Source organism: Streptomyces sp. NPDC001920, assembly GCF_053594495.1.
Map to the genome: position 1 here is coordinate 333,903 of NZ_JBSFEP010000009.1, position 16,840 is coordinate 350,742.

The 16,840-nt window shown below is 68.6% G+C and carries 16 protein-coding genes, 1 rRNA gene and 1 riboswitch; of the genes, 4 read left to right on the forward strand and 13 right to left on the reverse strand.

Going from position 1 to position 16,840, the window contains the following annotated elements; translation table 11 throughout:
* Positions 1-286: 286 nt before the first annotated feature.
* Positions 287-805 carry a hypothetical protein gene (locus ACWCPI_RS18050; protein ID WP_451039037.1) on the forward strand — a complete coding sequence of 173 codons (519 nt, stop codon included), beginning with the start codon at positions 287-289 and terminating at the stop codon, positions 803-805.
* Here ACWCPI_RS18050 and ACWCPI_RS18055 read toward each other — a convergent pair.
* Positions 783-1,385 carry a DUF1707 SHOCT-like domain-containing protein gene (locus tag ACWCPI_RS18055; protein ID WP_451039038.1) on the reverse strand — a complete coding sequence of 201 codons (603 nt, stop codon included), beginning with the start codon at positions 1,383-1,385 and terminating at the stop codon, positions 783-785. The genes ACWCPI_RS18050 and ACWCPI_RS18055 overlap by 23 nt on opposite strands.
* 130 nt (positions 1,386-1,515) lie before the next feature.
* Between ACWCPI_RS18055 and ACWCPI_RS18060 the strand changes: the two genes are divergently transcribed.
* Positions 1,516-1,911: a TOBE domain-containing protein gene (locus ACWCPI_RS18060; RefSeq protein WP_451039039.1), complete on the forward strand. Its 396-nt coding sequence runs from the start codon at positions 1,516-1,518 to the stop codon at positions 1,909-1,911.
* Between the two features lie 89 nt (positions 1,912-2,000).
* Positions 2,001-2,420, forward strand: a complete 420-nt coding sequence (locus ACWCPI_RS18065) for a TOBE domain-containing protein (RefSeq protein ID WP_451039040.1) — start codon at positions 2,001-2,003, stop codon at positions 2,418-2,420.
* Between the two features lie 100 nt (positions 2,421-2,520).
* Here the strand turns inward: ACWCPI_RS18065 and gcvP are convergent, their stop codons facing one another.
* Positions 2,521-5,406, reverse strand: coding sequence for an aminomethyl-transferring glycine dehydrogenase (gene gcvP, locus ACWCPI_RS18070; protein WP_451039041.1), 2,886 nt, complete (start codon positions 5,404-5,406; stop codon positions 2,521-2,523).
* Positions 5,407-5,582: 176 nt separating this feature from the next.
* A riboswitch (glycine riboswitch) is annotated at positions 5,583-5,678 on the reverse strand.
* Between the two features lie 114 nt (positions 5,679-5,792).
* Here gcvP and ACWCPI_RS18075 point away from each other — a divergent pair.
* Positions 5,793-6,164, forward strand: coding sequence for a PRC-barrel domain-containing protein (locus ACWCPI_RS18075; RefSeq protein WP_388793903.1), 372 nt, complete (start codon positions 5,793-5,795; stop codon positions 6,162-6,164).
* A gap of 298 nt (positions 6,165-6,462) precedes the next feature.
* On the opposite strand, the gene ACWCPI_RS18080 is transcribed toward ACWCPI_RS18075, so the two are convergent.
* The 11 genes from ACWCPI_RS18080 to rrf all read right to left on the reverse strand — a co-directional run.
* Positions 6,463-7,869 carry a DNA polymerase IV gene (locus ACWCPI_RS18080; RefSeq protein WP_451039042.1) on the reverse strand — a complete coding sequence of 469 codons (1,407 nt, stop codon included), beginning with the start codon at positions 7,867-7,869 and terminating at the stop codon, positions 6,463-6,465.
* A gap of 110 nt (positions 7,870-7,979) precedes the next feature.
* Positions 7,980-8,663, reverse strand: a complete 684-nt coding sequence (locus ACWCPI_RS18085; protein ID WP_388793897.1) for a MerR family transcriptional regulator — start codon at positions 8,661-8,663, stop codon at positions 7,980-7,982.
* A 257-nt stretch (positions 8,664-8,920) separates the two neighbouring features.
* Entirely contained in the window at positions 8,921-9,394 is a 474-nt protein-coding gene (locus tag ACWCPI_RS18090; RefSeq protein ID WP_004002801.1) for a bifunctional nuclease family protein, read from the reverse strand.
* A gap of 86 nt (positions 9,395-9,480) precedes the next feature.
* Positions 9,481-10,218 carry a transcriptional regulator FtsR gene (ftsR, locus tag ACWCPI_RS18095; protein WP_451039043.1) on the reverse strand — a complete coding sequence of 246 codons (738 nt, stop codon included), beginning with the start codon at positions 10,216-10,218 and terminating at the stop codon, positions 9,481-9,483.
* Positions 10,219-10,262: 44 nt separating this feature from the next.
* Positions 10,263-11,168, reverse strand: coding sequence for an FHA domain-containing protein (locus tag ACWCPI_RS18100; RefSeq protein WP_451039044.1), 906 nt, complete (start codon positions 11,166-11,168; stop codon positions 10,263-10,265).
* A 61-nt stretch (positions 11,169-11,229) separates the two neighbouring features.
* Positions 11,230-12,081: a DUF881 domain-containing protein gene (locus tag ACWCPI_RS18105; protein ID WP_451039045.1), complete on the reverse strand. Its 852-nt coding sequence runs from the start codon at positions 12,079-12,081 to the stop codon at positions 11,230-11,232.
* Between the two features lie 5 nt (positions 12,082-12,086).
* A complete protein-coding gene (locus ACWCPI_RS18110) occupies positions 12,087-12,419 on the reverse strand; it encodes a small basic family protein (protein ID WP_003988855.1) in 333 nt (110 codons plus the stop codon).
* Entirely contained in the window at positions 12,416-13,327 is a 912-nt protein-coding gene (locus ACWCPI_RS18115) for a DUF881 domain-containing protein (protein ID WP_451039046.1), read from the reverse strand. Before ACWCPI_RS18115 ends, ACWCPI_RS18110 begins: the two co-directional genes overlap by 4 nt.
* 98 nt (positions 13,328-13,425) lie before the next feature.
* A complete protein-coding gene (locus tag ACWCPI_RS18120) occupies positions 13,426-15,921 on the reverse strand; it encodes a sugar phosphate nucleotidyltransferase (RefSeq protein ID WP_451039047.1) in 2,496 nt (831 codons plus the stop codon).
* A gap of 89 nt (positions 15,922-16,010) precedes the next feature.
* Positions 16,011-16,643, reverse strand: a complete 633-nt coding sequence (locus ACWCPI_RS18125; protein WP_451039048.1) for a CDP-alcohol phosphatidyltransferase family protein — start codon at positions 16,641-16,643, stop codon at positions 16,011-16,013.
* Positions 16,644-16,752: 109 nt separating this feature from the next.
* Positions 16,753-16,840 (reverse strand): 5S ribosomal RNA (rrf, locus tag ACWCPI_RS18130); the annotation flags it as partial.

Genomic DNA, 16,840 nt, shown 5'->3' on the forward strand with positions numbered 1-16,840 from the left:
CCGAACCGGACCGCACCCGCCGACCGCGCGTGCACACCGGCTGAACGGACAGGTGGAACCGAGAGCCCGTGAACGGGCGGCCGGCCAGAACCAACGACTGCTCAGACGACCCTCACCATCCGCCAGGAGGGCACCTGACTGCGCTCTCGCAGTGCCGTCGACCACCGCGCCACCGCCCCCGGTCACCGGTCACTCTCGGCCGCAATCCCGTCAATTTTCAGGTGTACGCGGTCAGGGTCCCGTCGGCGCCGGTTACAACGACCCGCGCCCGCCTTACCTTCCCTTCATGGGAGGGAGCGGACCGCACGGGCCCGTCGGCGACCGCCACTGGGGTGGCAGCGCCCGGTTCGCGGTGGGCTGCGCTCTCGGGTTCGCCACCATGGCCGAGCTGGTCGACTGGGACGCGGGCACCCTGACTGCGCTGCGCACGCTGCTCTGGCTGACCCTGGCCGCGACGCTGTTCGTGGTGCTCCTGCCCCCGCATGTCACCGCGGGCCCGGGCTGGTTGGCCGTCCAGGGCACGTTACGCCGACACGTCGTGTGCACCGACGCGCTGGTGACCGTACGGCAGTACGGCGGCGTCTCCCTGCACCTGGTCCTGCGCGACGCCTACGGTCATCGCCTGGAGCTCGACCCCCGGGTCCTCGTCGCCAACCCGCTGCTCTGGCACGAACTGGACACGGGCATGCGCCGCTCGCTCGAACGCGGCACACTGCGCGAGGGCGCCGAGGTGCTGAGGCGCATCGGCCACCGGATCGACGACGAGACCGCCCGGTCGGTGCTCAGGACCTCGAGGCTCTCCTGAGGAAGAAGCGCCGAGGCGGCCGTATGACAATCTGACCGAAGTCGATCTCGCCGGCGAGGACCACCCGCAGGACGAGCGGGGCATCGGCGCCACGCCCTCCTCGGGCCTTGACCTTGGCGTAGTGCGTCACGAGGGAGTCCGTGTCCACCACGATCCCCGGCGGGGTCACGAGCTTCAGCGTGCCGCCACGCATGTCGAGGTCGATGTGCAGGGTGTCCCGCGTGATCACCGCCTGACTCAGGTCGAGCGTCACGTCGCCCCACTCCGAGTGGATCCCCAGGCAACTGGGCACCACCCAGCCCTCGCCGCGCCGGACCGAGCCGCCCTGCTGCTCGATGCGCACGACGTCCTTGACGTCGCCCCCGGTCACCCCCGAACCGACCGGAAGGTCCCTCAGCAGCCCGTCCAGTTCCCGCACCGTACGTGCGGTCAGGGCCGCTTCCACCCGCTCGTCCAGCTCCTCGACCGTCAGCCGACCGTCACCCGCGGCCGTCCGCAACACGTCGACGACCTGGTCCCGATCCGCATGCGAAGCCCTCAACGCGGACGCCTCGCCCCCGCCCACCAGCCCAGCCGACATGACCCTCACCCCGTTCGCATCCCCATCGACGACACTAACGCTATATCGCGTCATACGCGTTTGCCAAGCCCTGGCCAAGGCTGCCCGCCCGCCCCTCACCCGCGTCACTTCCGGCCCTATGGTGATGCGCATGCAGTCCTACACAATCGGCCAGGCCGCCCGGCTGCTCGGCGTGAGCCCCGACACCGCGCGCCGCTGGGCGGACGCGGGCCGAGTGGCCACCCACCGCGACGAGGCCGGCCGTCGGCTCATCCACGGCAAGGACCTCGCCGCGTTCTCGGTGGAACTCGCCCACTCCGGCTCCGGCGAGGACGAGCCGGCGCACACCTCCGTCCGCAACGCCTTCCCCGGCATCGTCACCGCGATCAAGCTCGGCGACGTAGCGGCCCAGGTCGAGATCCAGGCCGGCCCGCACCGACTGGTCTCCTTGCTGACCCGGGAAGCGGTCGAGGAACTGGGCCTGGAGGTCGGAATGGAGGCCACCGCCCGCGTGAAGTCGACGAACGTCCACATCGACCGCGCGTGAGCGCGCGGCCGACGCGCTTACGGTGGGGGCCTGAACCCAGAAACAGCCCAAAGGCCCCATACCCACCACCCTCTGTGAGGCGCACCCCCATGAGCCTGAGCATCCGCAACCAGCTCCCCGGCACCGTCACGGCCATCACCCCGGGCGAGGTCATGGCAACGGTCAAGGTCCGCCTCACCGGCGGCCAGAACCTCACCGCGGCGATCACCCTGGAGGCCGTCGAGGACCTGGGCCTGGCCGAGGGCACGTCCGTGACCGCTCTCGTGAAGTCGACGGAGATCTCCCTGGCCACCGGCCCGATCGAGGGATTGTCCATCCGCAACCAGTTCCCTGGCACGGTGTCAGGCATCGCCACCGGCGGCGCCATGGCCTCGGTCAAGATCGCACTGGAGGGCGCGGCACTGACCGCGGCGATCACCCGGGACGCCACCACCGACCTCGCCCTCTCCCCCGGCGTCCCCGTCGTGGCGCTGATCAAGGCGACCGAGGTCGCCCTGACAACGGCGTGAGCCCCGCCCGGCCGAGATCGGCCGAGACGGGGCTCACCCACACCACCTGGTCAGGACACCCTGCAGAGCACCATGCCTCTGGGGTCTCCCGCGCGGGACGTCAGTCCTCGTACGCGTCCAGCGGCGGGCAGGAACAGACGAGGTTCCGGTCGCCGAACGCCTGGTCGATCCGGCGCACCGGCGGCCAGTACTTGTCGGCGACCGACACACCGGCCGGGAACACGGCCTCATCACGGCTGTACGCGTGCTCCCACTCGCCGCCCAGGGCACCAGCCGTGTGCGGAGCGTTCCGCAGCGGGTTGTCGTCAGCGGGCCACTCCCCCGCCCCGACCTTCTCGATCTCCGCACGGATGGCGATCATCGCGTCACAGAACCGGTCGAGCTCGGTCAGGTCCTCGGACTCGGTCGGCTCGATCATCAGCGTCCCGGCCACCGGGAACGACATCGTCGGCGCGTGGAAGCCGTAGTCGATGAGCCTCTTGGCCACGTCGTCGACGCTCACCCCGGTCGCCTTGGTCAGCGGCCGCAGGTCGATGATGCACTCGTGCGCGACGAGTCCGCCGGGCCCGGTGTAGAGCACCGGGTAGTGCGGCTCCAGTCGCCGGGCGATGTAGTTGGCGGACAGCACCGCCACCTGCGTGGCCCGCTTGAGGCCCTCGCCGCCCATGAGCCGTACGTACGCCCACGAGATCGGCAGGATCCCGGCGGAACCCCAGGGCGCGGCCGAGATCGGGCCCACACCCGTCTCAGGACCGGCCGCGGGCTGCAGCGGGTGGTTGGGGAGATACGGCGCCAGGTGCGCCCGGACCGCGACGGGCCCGACCCCCGGACCGCCACCGCCGTGCGGGATGCAGAACGTCTTGTGGAGGTTCAGATGCGACACGTCCCCGCCGAAGTGCCCCGGCTTGGCAAGCCCGACGAGGGCGTTGAGGTTCGCCCCGTCGACATACACCTGCCCGCCGGCCTCGTGCACCTGAGCGCAGATGTCGGCGACGTGCTCCTCGAACACGCCGTGCGTCGACGGGTACGTGATCATCAGCACCGACAGCTCGTCCCGGTGCTTCTCGATCTTCGCCCGCAGGTCCTCGACGTCGATCTCGCCGTCGTCGGCCGTCTTGACGACAACGACCTTCATGCCGGCCATGACGGCACTGGCGGCGTTCGTGCCGTGGGCGGACGACGGGATGAGGCAGACGGTCCGCTGCTCGTCACCGTTGGCGCGGTGGTACCCGCGTACGGCGAGCAGTCCGGCCAGCTCGCCCTGAGAGCCGGCGTTGGGCTGCAGCGACACCTTGTCGTAGCCGGTGACCTCGGCGAGACGTTCCTCCAGCTCCCGGATGAGCGTCAGATAGCCCTGCGCCTGCTCGGCGGGCGCGAAGGGGTGCAGCTGACCGAACTCCGGCCAGGTGACCGGCTCCATCTCGGTGGTCGCGTTGAGCTTCATGGTGCACGAGCCCAGCGGGATCATGCCGCGGTCCAGCGCGTAGTCACGGTCCGCGAGCCTGCGCAGGTAGCGCAGCATCGCCGTCTCGGAGCGGTACTGGTGGAAGACCGGGTGCGTGAGATACGCGTCGCTGCGCAGCAGCGAGCCCGGAAGGGTGTCCGCGCTCGCCGCGTCCAGCGCCTCGATGTCGGCCTGGACCCCGAACGCCGTCCACACGGCACCCAGCTGCGCCCGCGAGGTGGTCTCGTCGCAGGCGATGGACACGTGGTCCGCGTCCACGAGGTGCAGGTTCACGCCGTTCTGCCGGGCGGCGGCGACGACCTCGGCGGCCTTCGACGGCACACGCACGGTCAGCGTGTCGAAGTACGAGCCGTGTACGACCTCGACGCCGCCCGCCGCGAGCCCCGCGGCGAGGACGGTGGCGTACCGATGGGTCCGCCGGGCGATGCCCTTCAGTCCCTCGGGCCCGTGGTAAACGGCGTACATCCCGGCCATCACGGCGAGCAGCACCTGCGCGGTACAGATGTTGCTGGTCGCCTTCTCCCGCCGGATGTGCTGCTCACGCGTCTGCAGGGCCAGGCGGTACGCCTTGTTCCCGTCCGCGTCCACGGAGACACCCACGAGCCGCCCGGGCAGGCTCCGTGCGAACTTCTCCTGTACGGCCATGTAGCCGGCGTGCGGCCCACCGAAGCCCATCGGCACACCGAACCGCTGTGTCGTACCGACCGCGATGTCCGCCCCGAGCTCGCCGGGCGACCTCAGCAGCGTGAGCGCGAGCAGGTCGGCGGCGACAGTGACGAGGGCGCCGAGTTCATGCGCCTGGTCGATGACGGGCTTGATGTCCCGTACGGCACCGGAGGCGCCCGGGTACTGCAGGAGCACGCCGTTGATCTCGCGACCGGCGATCTCGGCCGGAATGCCGTCGCTGAGGTCGGCGACCACGACCTCCACGCCGGTCGGCTCGGCACGGGTCTCGATCACGGCGATGGTCTGCGGCAGCACATCCGCGTCGACCAGGAACAGCCCCTTCTTGTTCTTGCCCATCCGCCGGGACAGCGCCATGGCCTCGGCGGCGGCCGTCCCCTCGTCGAGCAGCGAGGCACCGGAGGTCGGCAGACCGGTGAGTTCGGCGACCACGGTCTGGAAGTTCAGCAGGGCCTCGAGCCGCCCCTGGGAGATCTCGGGCTGGTACGGCGTGTAGGCCGTGTACCAGGCAGGGTTCTCCATGACGTTGCGCAGGATGACCGGCGGGGTGAAGGTCCCGTAGTACCCCAGTCCGATCATCGAGCCCAGCACCTGGTTGCGGTCGGCGAGCGACCGCAGCTCGTCACACACCTCGGCCTCGGTGCGCGCCCCGGGCAGTTCGAGGGAGTCGGCGTTCTTGATCACGTCCGGCACCGCGGCGGCGGTGAGCTCGTCCAGCGAGCCGTACCCGACCTGCGCGAGCATCTTGGCCCGAGCCTCATGATCAGGGCCGATGTGACGCTGCTCGAAGGGGATTCCCTGCTCGAGCTCGGAGAGCGGAATGCGGTGGGCGGTCATTGCGGAGGCCTCCTGGTCTGACGCGACCTTCGAGGGGCACCACGGCACGGGTACCCGAACGGCCTCCCCCTCTGTCATCTCAACCTGAGAGCTTCACCAGGTCGCCACAAGGCTCCCGGCTTTCACCGTCGGTGAGAGCGGAAGCCGTCGACACCCGCCCTGCTTTCCAGAGTGACCTCGTCCGAGCGGTACGTGTGCCTGAGAGATTCCGGGGAGGATTTGCTCCTTCGGCGCCTCCGATGGTGTCTGGAGGACTCTCCCGCACGGGGTCAGCAGCCGTCTGCAAGCCTACCAGCGGGGTCAACGCACGTACCTTCGAGTGGCCACTCTCACCAAAGTGCCTTTTCGTAGTGCTTACGGATGAGTTGCGACCAAGTGGAGGGCCCGTGCAGACCGACATCGATCCGCGCAACCTGATCGGCCGCAAGGCCTTCGACCGCAACGGCACCAAGATCGGCACCATCGACGAGGTCTATCTCGACGACGCGACCGGAGTACCGGAGTGGGCGGCGATACGCACCGGCCTGTTCTCGCGGGACGCCTTCGTCCCCCTGGAGCCCAGTGAACTGGTCGAGGGCAGCCTCCGGGTCCCCTTCGACCGCGCCCTGATCAAGGACGCCCCCGACTTCGGTGTGGGCCGCCACCTCTCCCCGGAACAGGAACTCCAGCTCTACCACCACTACGGCCTGAACGTGGCCCCGCCGCCCTCTGTGCCGGACCGGGACTTCGGCAACCTGGCGGGCTCCGAGGACACCTGACCCCGCGCGCACCGCGAGTACCCCGGCCCGCACCCACAGCAGCCTCACTCAGCCGCCCCCTGTACCCCTGTTGCCCCTGTCCGCCCCCACTCCACCGAGCCGACCTCCTGTGCATGGCCCGAGCCACCCTCGGCCAGCCATCCCACCGGCCCCGAGAGCTCCCCTGACCCACCGATCCTGTAGCAGGTCAGGGCGCCACGGGCCGCGACGGACGGCACCCCGGCAGCGCACGAACGCCGGACCCACCCCGCCCAGGGAGGACGGGTGCGCCGTCACGGGTACGACTGGCCGCAGCGCCTCAGCCCGCCTGGCCCGGCGCCACAGGCTCCACGCCCGCTGCCGCACCCTCAGCCGGCGCGCCCCCGGGTCTTCGCGCCCGCAGCGGCAACGGATCCGCCGTTTCCAGCGCCGGATCATCGACCCGGAACGTCCGCACCCGCCCCGGCTCCGACTCGGGCGTCTCGAACCGCACGGTGACCCGCCCCAGCCCGCTCCCCTGCACCCACCCATGTCCGAACTCGGCGTGCCGCACATCGTGCCCGGCAGCCCACCGCCGCTCCACGGGCGTCACCTCCCGCTCCTGCGCGGTCTGCTCGGGCTCCCCCTCCTCCTCGGCGTGCTCCACCCGTTCCCCGGCCGCCTGCGCGAAGAGATCCTCTTGCGTGTAGTCGGCGAGGCCCGTCACCCCGACGCCCAGCAACCGCACGCCCCCCGTCGTGTCCACGGAGTCCAGCAGCCGCGCAGCGGCCTCCCGCACCACGGCGGGGTCGTCCGTCGGTCCCCGCAGCGTCTCGGACCGGGTCAGGGTGGAGAAGTCGTACCGCCGTACCTTGAGCACGATCGTCCGACCGGACAACCCGGCCCCACGTAGTCGCCGCACACACCGGTCGGCCAGCCGCTGCACCTCCACACCCACCCGAACCCGGTCATGGATGTCCACGTCATACGTGTCCTCGACCGACACCGACTTGGCCTCCCGCTCAGCCACCACAGGCCGCTCGTCGTGCGCCAACGCCATGGCGTACAGGGCGTGCCCATGGGCCTTGCCCAGCAGCCGAACGAGTTCGTCCTCCCCCGCCTCGGCGATCTCGTCCACCGTATGGATTCCGGCCCGCCTCAGGTGGTCCCCTGTCGCAGGCCCCACCCCCGGCAACGTCCGCACCGGCATGGGCCCGAGCAACGCCCGCTCGGTCCCCGGCTCGATCAGGACCAGCCCATCCGGCTTGGCCTCCTCGGAGGCGATCTTCGCAAGCATCTTGGACGCCGCCAGCCCCACCGACCCCGCGAGCCCGGTGACCGCGCGTATGTCGGCCCGCAGCTTCATCCCCACCAGGCGCGCCGACTCCTCGTCCCAGGCCGCTCCCCCGGCCTCCAGATCCACGAAGGCTTCGTCCAGGCTCAACGGCTCCACCAGCGGCGACAGCTCCCGCAGCAGCTCCATCACCTGCTCGCTGATCTCGCGGTAGATCCCGAAGCGTGGCACGAGGTACGCCGCGTTCGGCGCCAGCCGGCGCGCCTGAGCCATGGGCATCGCCGAGTGCACCCCGAGCACCCGGGCCTCATAGGACGCGGTTGCGACGACTCCCCGCGGCCCCAACCCGCCCACGATCACGGCCTTCCCGCGCAGGCTCGGCTTGGATGCCTGCTCCACCGAGGCGTAGAAGGCATCCATGTCGAGATGCAGGATCGTGGGCGCGTTTCTCACATCTCCGATGCTGCCTCACGCCACTGACAATGCCCTGCCCAGCGCACCGGAGCCGCCCCTCCGACCAGGGCGGAACCACTCGGCCTGCGGCCGCGGGCCGCGCACGCTGCTCAGACGGCCCGGTTTCGCCGCCGCGCCAACTCGTCCGCGGGGTTGTGGCCGACCAGCGTCTCCCCCGTGTCGATTCGCTCGCCGTGCAGCTGCGACAACGCGCTCTCCACGTCCCGCCACACCACGCCCACGGCGATCCCGAAGATCCCCTGGCCTCCTTGGAGCAGCGCGTGGACCTCGTCCGGCGACGTGCACTCGTACACCGTCGCACCGTCACTCATCAGCGTCAGGCGTTCGAGGTCCCGGAAGCCCTGCTCCCGCAGATGCTGCACGGCCGTACGAATGTTCTGCAGCGACACACCGGTGTCGAGGAACCGCTTGACGATCTTCAGTACGACGACGTCCCGGAAGCTGTACAGCCGCTGCGTCCCCGACCCGTAGGCGGGCCGCACGCTGGGCTCGACGAGCCCGGTGCGCGCCCAGTAGTCCAGTTGCCGGTAGGTGATGCCGGCGGCCGCACATGCCGTCGGACCGCGATAGCCGATCTGCTCGGACGCCATGGCCGTCGCCTCTCCGCTGGTCGGCACGGCCGTGGGTCGCTGCGGAACATGATCGGCCGCGTTGGAGTGCTGGGGGTATCCCATGCTCGAACGCAGCTGAGAACCTGAGGGAGGGTACGGACCGCTCTCCCCGAAACCGCGTCCCGGGGCACCCCCACCCGTACCGTCGCCGCTGCTTCTCACGCCGACCTCCGTCCTTGACCTGCCTTCTCGACGGTAGGCAGTCACCAGGGGTGCGTCAACGATCGCCACACTCGGCACGCCGAGTGATAATCACCCTAGGAGTGGTTTCCCGCACCCCACCGCGGGGAAAGGCTAGCCGAATGCGCTCGAAGCAGGCCGCAGGACGCTCTCGCTCGCCGCTGGCAAATACCGGCATTTGAGCTGGAACCGGCCGGGGGTGGCCCGTCACAGACGTGAGTCCGGGCCGCCCCGCCGCCTCACTGGCTGCTGGTACCGAAGTCCTCGGGCGAGATCTGGTCGAGGAACTCGCGGAACTTCTCCACCTCGTCCTCCTGCTCGTCCGGGATCGCGATGCCCGCGTCGTCGAGCACTCCGTCACTGCCGTAGATCGGCGTTCCGGTGCGCAAGGCCAGCGCTATGGCATCCGACGGACGGGCGCTCACCTCGACGCCGCTGGCGAAGACCAGTTCGGCGTAGAAGACGCCCTCACGCAGGTCCGTGATGCGTACTTCGGTGAGCTCCTGGCCGACGGCCTCCAACACGTCCTTGAACAGGTCGTGGGTCAGAGGTCGCGCGGGGGCCATGCCCTGCTGGGCGAAGGCGATCGCCGTCGCCTCCCCCGGCCCGATCCAGATGGGGAGGTAGCGGTCGCCTCCCACTTCGCGCAGGAGCACGATCGGCTGGTTGGAGGGCATTTCGACCCGGACACCTACGACATCGAGCTCGTTCACACAGCAACCCTAGGCCGTGCTCGGGACGTTTGGGTAGTCGGGCCGAGAACGGGTGGCCGATCCGGGGCGCCCCGGGCCCCTCCGGCTCAGGGCAGCCGCACTCCGAGGGCGGTCTGCACCAGCGCGGCGTGCAGCTTGACCGTGAGCCCGGCCAGCTCCTTCGCACGAGCCTCGGCATGCGCCCTGGTCTGCGGATTGCGATGCCGGCGCAGCGGCGCGAGGACCTGGTCCACGAGCCCTGCCTCCCGATCGGCGGCCGCCTTCATCGCCCGTAGATGGCGTGGCTCGATCCCGAACCGCCCCAGCTCGGCGACCAGGGACGCCACGGTGACCGCCTCGGCCTCGTACCTTCCGTCCGGCGACGGAGCGATCAGCCCGTACGCCTCCCACTCCTCCAGCTGCTGCTCACCGATCTCGGCGGCGGCGAGCAGTTCGGCCCGTCCGACCCTGGCCGCGCCGGGCCCTTCGACCGGCTCCAGGACGGCTTCGCCGTCGCGCTGACGGCACAGGGCCGACAGTGGTGCCGCCTCGCCGCGTTCCATGGCTCCCAGGTGCTCGCGGATCACTTTGAGGGGAAGATAGTGGTCCCGCTGCATCCGCAGGACGTACCCGAGCCGCTCGATGTCCTGCGCGCTGAACTTGCGGTATCCCGAGGGGGTCCGCTGGGGCTCTACAAGACCCTCCGATTCCAAGAACCGGATCTTGGAGATGGTGATGTCAGGGAACTCCTCGCGGAGCACGTTGAGCACCGTCCCGATGCTCATCAGCCGACTGTCCGTGGCGGCGGCGCCGTGCCCGGCACCGCCGCTCGGTGTTTTCAGCATGGACCTTCCCTGGGTCTCCCCGGACGAAGGCGTCCGGGGGAGGGTCAGTAGCCCCGCTGGCTCGCGTAGAAGACCAGCCGGTACTTGCCGATCTGCACCTCGTCGCCGTTGTTCAGAGCGACCTGGTCGATGCGCTCGCGGTTGACGTACGTGCCGTTCAGGCTGCCGACGTCGGCCACCGTGAACGTGCCGTCCTGGCCTCGGCGGAACTCCACGTGCCGACGCGACACCGTCACGTCGTCCAGGAAGATGTCGCTCTGCGGGTGCCGTCCGGCAGTGGTCAGATCGCTGTCCAGGAGGAAGCGGCTGCCCGAGTTCGGCCCACGGCGCACCACGAGGAGCGCCGAGCCGAGCGGCAGCGCTTCAACGGCCGCCTGGGCCTCGGGAGACAGCGCGGGGACCGGCGTCTGACCGGTGGCCTCCGCGTCGTAGGCCTCAAGGCCCGAGATGGAGATCGTGGAGGTGGTCTCGGACGGACGCTCGGCCGCGGCACCGGCCCGCAGCGGCGCACCACAGTTGGAACAGAAGCGGCTGTTCTCCGCGTTGCGGTTACCGCACCTCGTACACACCAGGGCCGACATCGGGGAAAACCCTCCACCCGTACTTGAGGTTGACGGTTGTCCGAAACCTATGCCGCCGGACTGGCCAGGGTCAACCGACGGCGCGCCCTGACCTCCGGAAATGTCACCGCCCGGCCCAGGCACCTGGTCCCTGAACAGTGGACGCTGGCCTTCCTCGTCCCCCTGTGCGCGATGACGAGCGGTCGCGTTGTCGCTGCCCTCTCGCGCGCTCTTGCCGAACAACTTCGCAAACAACTTCACGGGCGATTCCCCTTGACCGAAACAGACCCGCCCGTGGGGCAGGACGAACCCTGACTGCACTCTCTGGCCGACCCGGACATCCTCACAACGTCCGTCTGTCCCAGACAGTTTCCACCACGCACCACCCATTCGGTGCGCCGACCCCCCGCAACCTCTTGCCCTCGCCGGACGTCCCCCATGCACCCCCGGTTCACCGGGAAGACGACCGAGCGTAGTCAGGCCGCTTCGCCGCTCGCAAGGCGTCCACGATGATCTTGTCCGACCGCTCGATGGTCACGGTGGCCTGCTCCTTCTCAAGGGTCTGCACCACGCCTCCAGGGATGTTGAGAGCCGGTTCGAGGTCCTGCGGCTTGCCGATGACCTTGAAACGATAGGGCGCGTTGATCTTGTTCCCGTCGACGCCCACGCCGTTGCCGGAATCCGTCAGATATGTGCCGGCGACGACACGTACGCCGTTCACCTGGATCGCCTCCGCGCCGGCCGCGCGCAGCTCCTGGATCGCGTCGAGCAGCATGTCCGCCTCGACCGTCCCCTTCGTGTCGTCGATGGTCATCGTGATGCCAGGTCCCTGCGCGGCCACGGTGCCCGCCAGAATGCCGAGTTGCCTCTCCTTCTCGACGGTCTGCCTGCGGGCCTCCTCGGCCTGGTTCGAGCTGTTCTCCAACTCGTCCCGCTGCTTTTCGAGACCTTGCTTCTCGTCCTCAAGACGCTGAGTACGGTCGTCCAGTTCATCGAGGATGCGAACGAGATCTTCCTGACGTGCGCCACGCAGCGCGCTGTCGCCGTCACTGTTCGAGGCGACCTGGACGGCCAGGCCGAAGCCCAGGCCGAACAGCAGCAGGGCGACGATGAGTTGGGCCCGGGTGATCCGCGGCGGCCACAATCCCTGCACCAGCCGCTGCCGACCTGTCAGCCCGCTCTGATCGCTTTGCTCGCCCTGCGGCCCATCAGCAGTCTCCACGGCCTCGCCGACCCCGGCAGGCACCTCCTGGGGCAACTCCTTGCGCAGCCGGTTCTCGGGCGTGTCGTCGTGGTTGTTCATCAGCCTCACGCCCGGAAGACATGCCGGCGAATCGCCGCGGCGTTCGAGAAGATGCGGATACCGAGTACGACGACGACGCCGGTGGACAGCTGTGCGCCCACGCCCAACTTGTCGCCGAGGAAGACGATCAACGCGGCCACGACCACGTTGGACAGAAACGACACGACGAAGACCTTGTCGTCGAAGATGCCGTCGAGCATGGCCCGCAGACCCCCGAAGACGGCGTCCAGCGCCGCCACGACGGCGATCGGCAGATAAGGCTCGACGACCGCCGGAACCTCAGGCCGGACCAACAGGCCGGCCACGACTCCCACGACGAGGCCCAGTACGGCGATCACGATGTGCCCTTCTCGGTTTTCTCGGTGTTCGGCTGTGCTGTACGTACGATCACGCTCGGCGCGGCGGGAAGCCGGAGGTCGTCCTGCACCGAGATGTTGGTCCTGATCCCGAAGTTCTCCTGCAGGGCGTGCAGGTACAGCCCGTCGGCGCTGTCCTGGAACCTGGTGCTCAACCGCTCCCCGTCCCCCACCGCGAGCACCGTGTACGGCGGAACCAGCGGCTTGTTGTCGACCAGTATCGCGTCACCCGCGGCTCTGATCGCCGACAGGGCCGTCAGCCGCTGCCCGTTGATGGAGATCGCCTCGGCACCCGACTCCCACAGCCCGTTGACCACGCGCTGCATGTCCCGGTCGCGCACGCGGCCGGTGTCGGAGAACCCGGACGTTCCGCGCGGGTCTCCGTCCGCGTCCGACGAGGCTTCCTTGGCGTCGTTCACGACGAGCTTCACCCCGGGCCCGTGCACCTCGACAGAGCCCGCGAGCATGCCCACCAGTTCCGCCTGATCGCCGTGGCCGGTCGCACGCAACGCCTCGCGCTGGCGCGCGCTCACGTCGTCACGCAGTTTGTCGACGCTCTGCTCGAGCTTGTCCGCCGCATCGGTCTCACGGTCGATGCGGTCGATCAGCTCTTCGCGTTCCTTGGCCATCACAGGCGCCGCGACCCGCGCCTGCGCCGCCCCCACGGTCACCACGAGTGCCGCGAGCACCAGACCGGCGGCGAGCCCGAGCTTCGCCCTCAGGGTTCTGGGAAGGCCACCGTCGCCGGCGGCCTTCTTCCGGGCGGCAGCCTCGGCGTATCCGTCGTCGAGGCTGTGGTCCATGACGTTGGTCAGCAGCGACATGGACGCGTCCGGGCGCGAGGGGCGCGTAGGTGTGCTCCGAACGGGGGGCTGCGGCATGCCGCACATCGTCGCACGTCGCGACCAGTACCTCCGAATGGCCCCACCCGCGTGCCGGACAGGCCCCTTTGAGGGTGACCTGCCCGGCACGCGCGCGTGCCGCGTTCTCAGCGGCCGGCGCTGTCCACGACCGCCGCCCACTCGTCGAGCAGGGCCTGCGCGGACGCGTCGTCCGGCCCCTCGGCCCACAGATGGGTGACCGCCTCGGCAGGGTCGGGCAGGACCATCACCCAGCGCCCGTCGGTCTCGACGACACGGACACCGTCGGTCGTATCGACAAAGCGATCTCCGGCCGCCTCCACGACCCGCCTCATCACGAGGCCCTTCACGGCCCACGGAGTCGCCAGGTCACGCTTGATGACATGGGCCCGCGGAATCCGCGCGTCGATCTGGCTGAGCGTGAGCTGCGTCCGCGCCACCAGTCCGATCAGCCGTACGAAGGCCGCCGTACCGTCGAAGACACTGCTGAACTCCGGGACGATGAACCCGCCCTTGCCGTCACCACCGAAGATCGTGGTGTCGTCGCGACCGACACGCGTCAGGTCGTCGGGCGATGTCGTCGTCCACTCCACCTGAGTCCCGTGGTACGCCGCCACCTGCTCGGCGATCCGCGTGGTCGTCACCGGAAGCGCCACCCGCCCGCTGCGCCGCTCCGCGGCCACCAGGTCGAGCATGACGAGCAGGGCCCGGTCGTCCTCGACGATACGTCCCTTCTCGTCCACCAGGGACAGCCGCTCACCGACGGGGTCGAACCGCACGCCGAACGCGGCCCGAGCGGACGCGACGATCTCGCCCAACCGCACCAGTCCCGACCGACGCGCGTCCTCCGACTCGGTCGGCCTGGACTCGTCGAGACCCGGGTTGATGGTCAGGGAGTCCACACCGAGCTTGCCGAGCAGGCTCGGCAGCACCAGTCCGGCGCTGCCGTTCGACGCGTCGACGACGACCTTGAGCCCCGACTCCGAGATCCCGGTCGTGTCGACGTTCCGCAGCAGAGACCCGGTGTACGAGTCGAAGACACTGGCCGGAAAGTGCAGATCCCCGATCTCACCAGGGAAAGCACGCCGGTACTCCTGCCGCGCGAAGACGCGATCCAGCTTCCGCTGACTGCCTTGCGACAGGTCGGCTCCCTGCCCGTCGAAGAACATGATGTCGACGGAATCCGGCACCCCCGGCGTCGTCCGGATCATGATCCCGCCGGCACTGCCACGCGCGGTCTGCTGGCGCGCCACGGGCAGCGGTACGTTCTCCAGGTCTCGTACGTCGATGGCGCTGGCCTGCAACGCGGAGATGACCGCCCGCTTGAGGGCTCGGGCACCCCGGGAGTGGTCTCGGGCCGTCGTGACAGTGGAACCCTTCTTCAACGTCGTCGCGTAGGCCCCGGCAAGGCGTACGGCGAGTTCCGGCGTGATCTCCACGTTCAGGATGCCGGAGACGCCACGGGCCCCGAAGAGATGCGCCTGCCCCCTGGACTCCCAGATCACTGAGGTGTTGACAAAGGCGCCGGCCTCGATGGTCTTGAACGGATAGACACGCACATTGCCCTGGACAATCGATTCTTCACCGATCAGGCACTCGTCACCGATGACCGCACCGTCCTCGATCCGCGCGGCGCGCATGATGTCGGTGTTCTTCCCGACGACACAACCGCGCAGATTGCTGTGCTGCCCGACATACACGTTGTCGTGCACGACAACCTTGTGCAGAAAGGCGCCACTCTTCACGACGACATTCGAGCCGACGACAGTGTGCTCCCGGATTTCCGCGCCGGCTTCGACCTTGGCATAGTCCCCGATGTACAGCGGCCCGCGAAGAACGGCGTCGGGATGCACCTCGGCCCCTTCCGCCACCCACACACCGGGAGAGATCTCGAAGCCGTCGATCTCGACGTCGACCTTGCCCTCCAGGACATCAGCCTGAGCCTTTACGTAACTCTCATGAGTGCCGACATCCTCCCAATAACCCTCCGCGACATACCCATAGATCGGCTTGCCCTCCTTCATGAGCTGAGGGAAGACATCGCCTGACCAGTCCACGGGCACATCGGGCTCGACATAGTCGAAGACCTCGGGCTCCATGACGTAGATGCCGGTGTTCACGGTGTCCGAGAAGACCTGGCCCCAGGTCGGCTTCTCAAGGAAGCGCTCGACCTTGCCTTCCTCGTCGACGATCGTGATGCCGAACTCCAGAGGATTGGGCACACGCGTCAGACAGACGGTGACCAGCGCACCCTTTTCCTTGTGGAAATTGATCAGCTCAGTGAGGTCGAAGTCGGTCAGGGCATCACCGGAAATGACGAGGAAAGCATCGTCCTTCAACGCCTCTTCGGCGTTCTTGACGCTTCCGGCGGTACCGAGTGGCTTCTCCTCATTGGCATAGCTGAGCTCCATTCCGAGCTCTTCACCGTCACCGAAGTAGTTCTTGACCAGCGAAGCCAGGAACTGAACGGTCACCACGGTCTCATTCAGCCCGTGCCTTTTGAGCAGCCGCAGAACGTGCTCCATGATCGGCCGGTTGGCCACCGGCAGGAGCGGCTTGGGCATGCTTGAGGTCATGGGGCGCAGGCGTGTGCCTTCGCCCCCGGCCATCACGACGGCCTTCATGTCGGAAGCGTCCTCCTCCAAGAGACGACGGTCTAGCCGACTTCACCCGTCAGATTGTCCCGCACTTTTACGCCGCGGGCCATCGAGCGCTACGCACGCTTCAATCCGCGAGTTCCGTCGGCCATGGTGTCCGCACGGACCAGGCGGCGGACTTGTACCACGTAGAGGACTCCTGCCCACCAGTAGAGCGTTGTACCCCATCCGGCGAACGCCCATCCGAAAATAGCAGCGAGTGAGTGGATCCAACCATCTCCGTCACTGAGCAGCAACAGCGGGAACGCATACATGAGGTTGAAGGTGGCGGCCTTCCCGAGGAAGTTCACCTGCGGCGGCGGATAGCCATGACGCCGAAGGATGCCCACCATCACCAGCAGGACCAGCTCCCGCGCCAAAAGTACAGCGGTCAACCAGATGGGCAGAATCTCGCGCCATGTGAGACCGACCAACGTCGAGAGAATGTAGAGCCGGTCGGCCGCAGGGTCGAGGAGCCGGCCGAGGCTGCTGACCTGGTTCCAGCGACGCGCCAGCTTGCCGTCCAGATAGTCGCTGACGCCGCTCAGAGCGAGCACCAGGAGCGCCCAACCATCACTCTTGGGCCCGCCGAACTCAGGCCTGAGAATCAGCCACAGGAACAACGGCACGCCAACGAGCCGCGCCATGCTGAGGATGTTGGGGATGGTGAGGACCCGGTCTGTCTGGACACGGGTCTCCTGGACCTCCACCCGGGGGCCTCCTGTGGGGAACGTACCAACGATGCCCCCTGACCCTACCTCAACGCAAAAAAGCTCTGGCTCCTGGGCTGCATGCCCAAGAACCAGAGCTGTAAAAGGAGTTCGGCGGTGTCCTACTCTCCCACAGGGTCCCCCCTGCAGTACCATCGGCGCTGTAAGGCTTAGCTTCCGGGTTCGGAATGTAACCG

Excerpts from the sequence above, each read along its gene's own strand:
- ACWCPI_RS18050 (WP_451039037.1), top strand. The coding sequence starts at position 287 with ATGGGAGGGAGCGGACCGCACGGGCCCGTCGGCGACCGCCACTGGGGT.
- ACWCPI_RS18115 (WP_451039046.1), bottom strand. The coding sequence starts at position 13,327 with ATGTGCGGCATGCCGCAGCCCCCCGTTCGGAGCACACCTACGCGCCCC.
- ACWCPI_RS18100 (WP_451039044.1), bottom strand. The coding sequence starts at position 11,168 with ATGGGTGGTGCGTGGTGGAAACTGTCTGGGACAGACGGACGTTGTGAG.
- gcvP (WP_451039041.1), bottom strand. The coding sequence starts at position 5,406 with ATGACCGCCCACCGCATTCCGCTCTCCGAGCTCGAGCAGGGAATCCCC.
- ACWCPI_RS18060 (WP_451039039.1), top strand. The coding sequence starts at position 1,516 with ATGCAGTCCTACACAATCGGCCAGGCCGCCCGGCTGCTCGGCGTGAGC.
- ACWCPI_RS18055 (WP_451039038.1), bottom strand. The coding sequence starts at position 1,385 with ATGTCGGCTGGGCTGGTGGGCGGGGGCGAGGCGTCCGCGTTGAGGGCT.
- ACWCPI_RS18105 (WP_451039045.1), bottom strand. The coding sequence starts at position 12,081 with ATGAACAACCACGACGACACGCCCGAGAACCGGCTGCGCAAGGAGTTG.
- ACWCPI_RS18120 (WP_451039047.1), bottom strand. The coding sequence starts at position 15,921 with ATGAAGGCCGTCGTGATGGCCGGGGGCGAAGGCACACGCCTGCGCCCC.
- ftsR (WP_451039043.1), bottom strand. The coding sequence starts at position 10,218 with ATGCTGAAAACACCGAGCGGCGGTGCCGGGCACGGCGCCGCCGCCACG.
- ACWCPI_RS18065 (WP_451039040.1), top strand. The coding sequence starts at position 2,001 with ATGAGCCTGAGCATCCGCAACCAGCTCCCCGGCACCGTCACGGCCATC.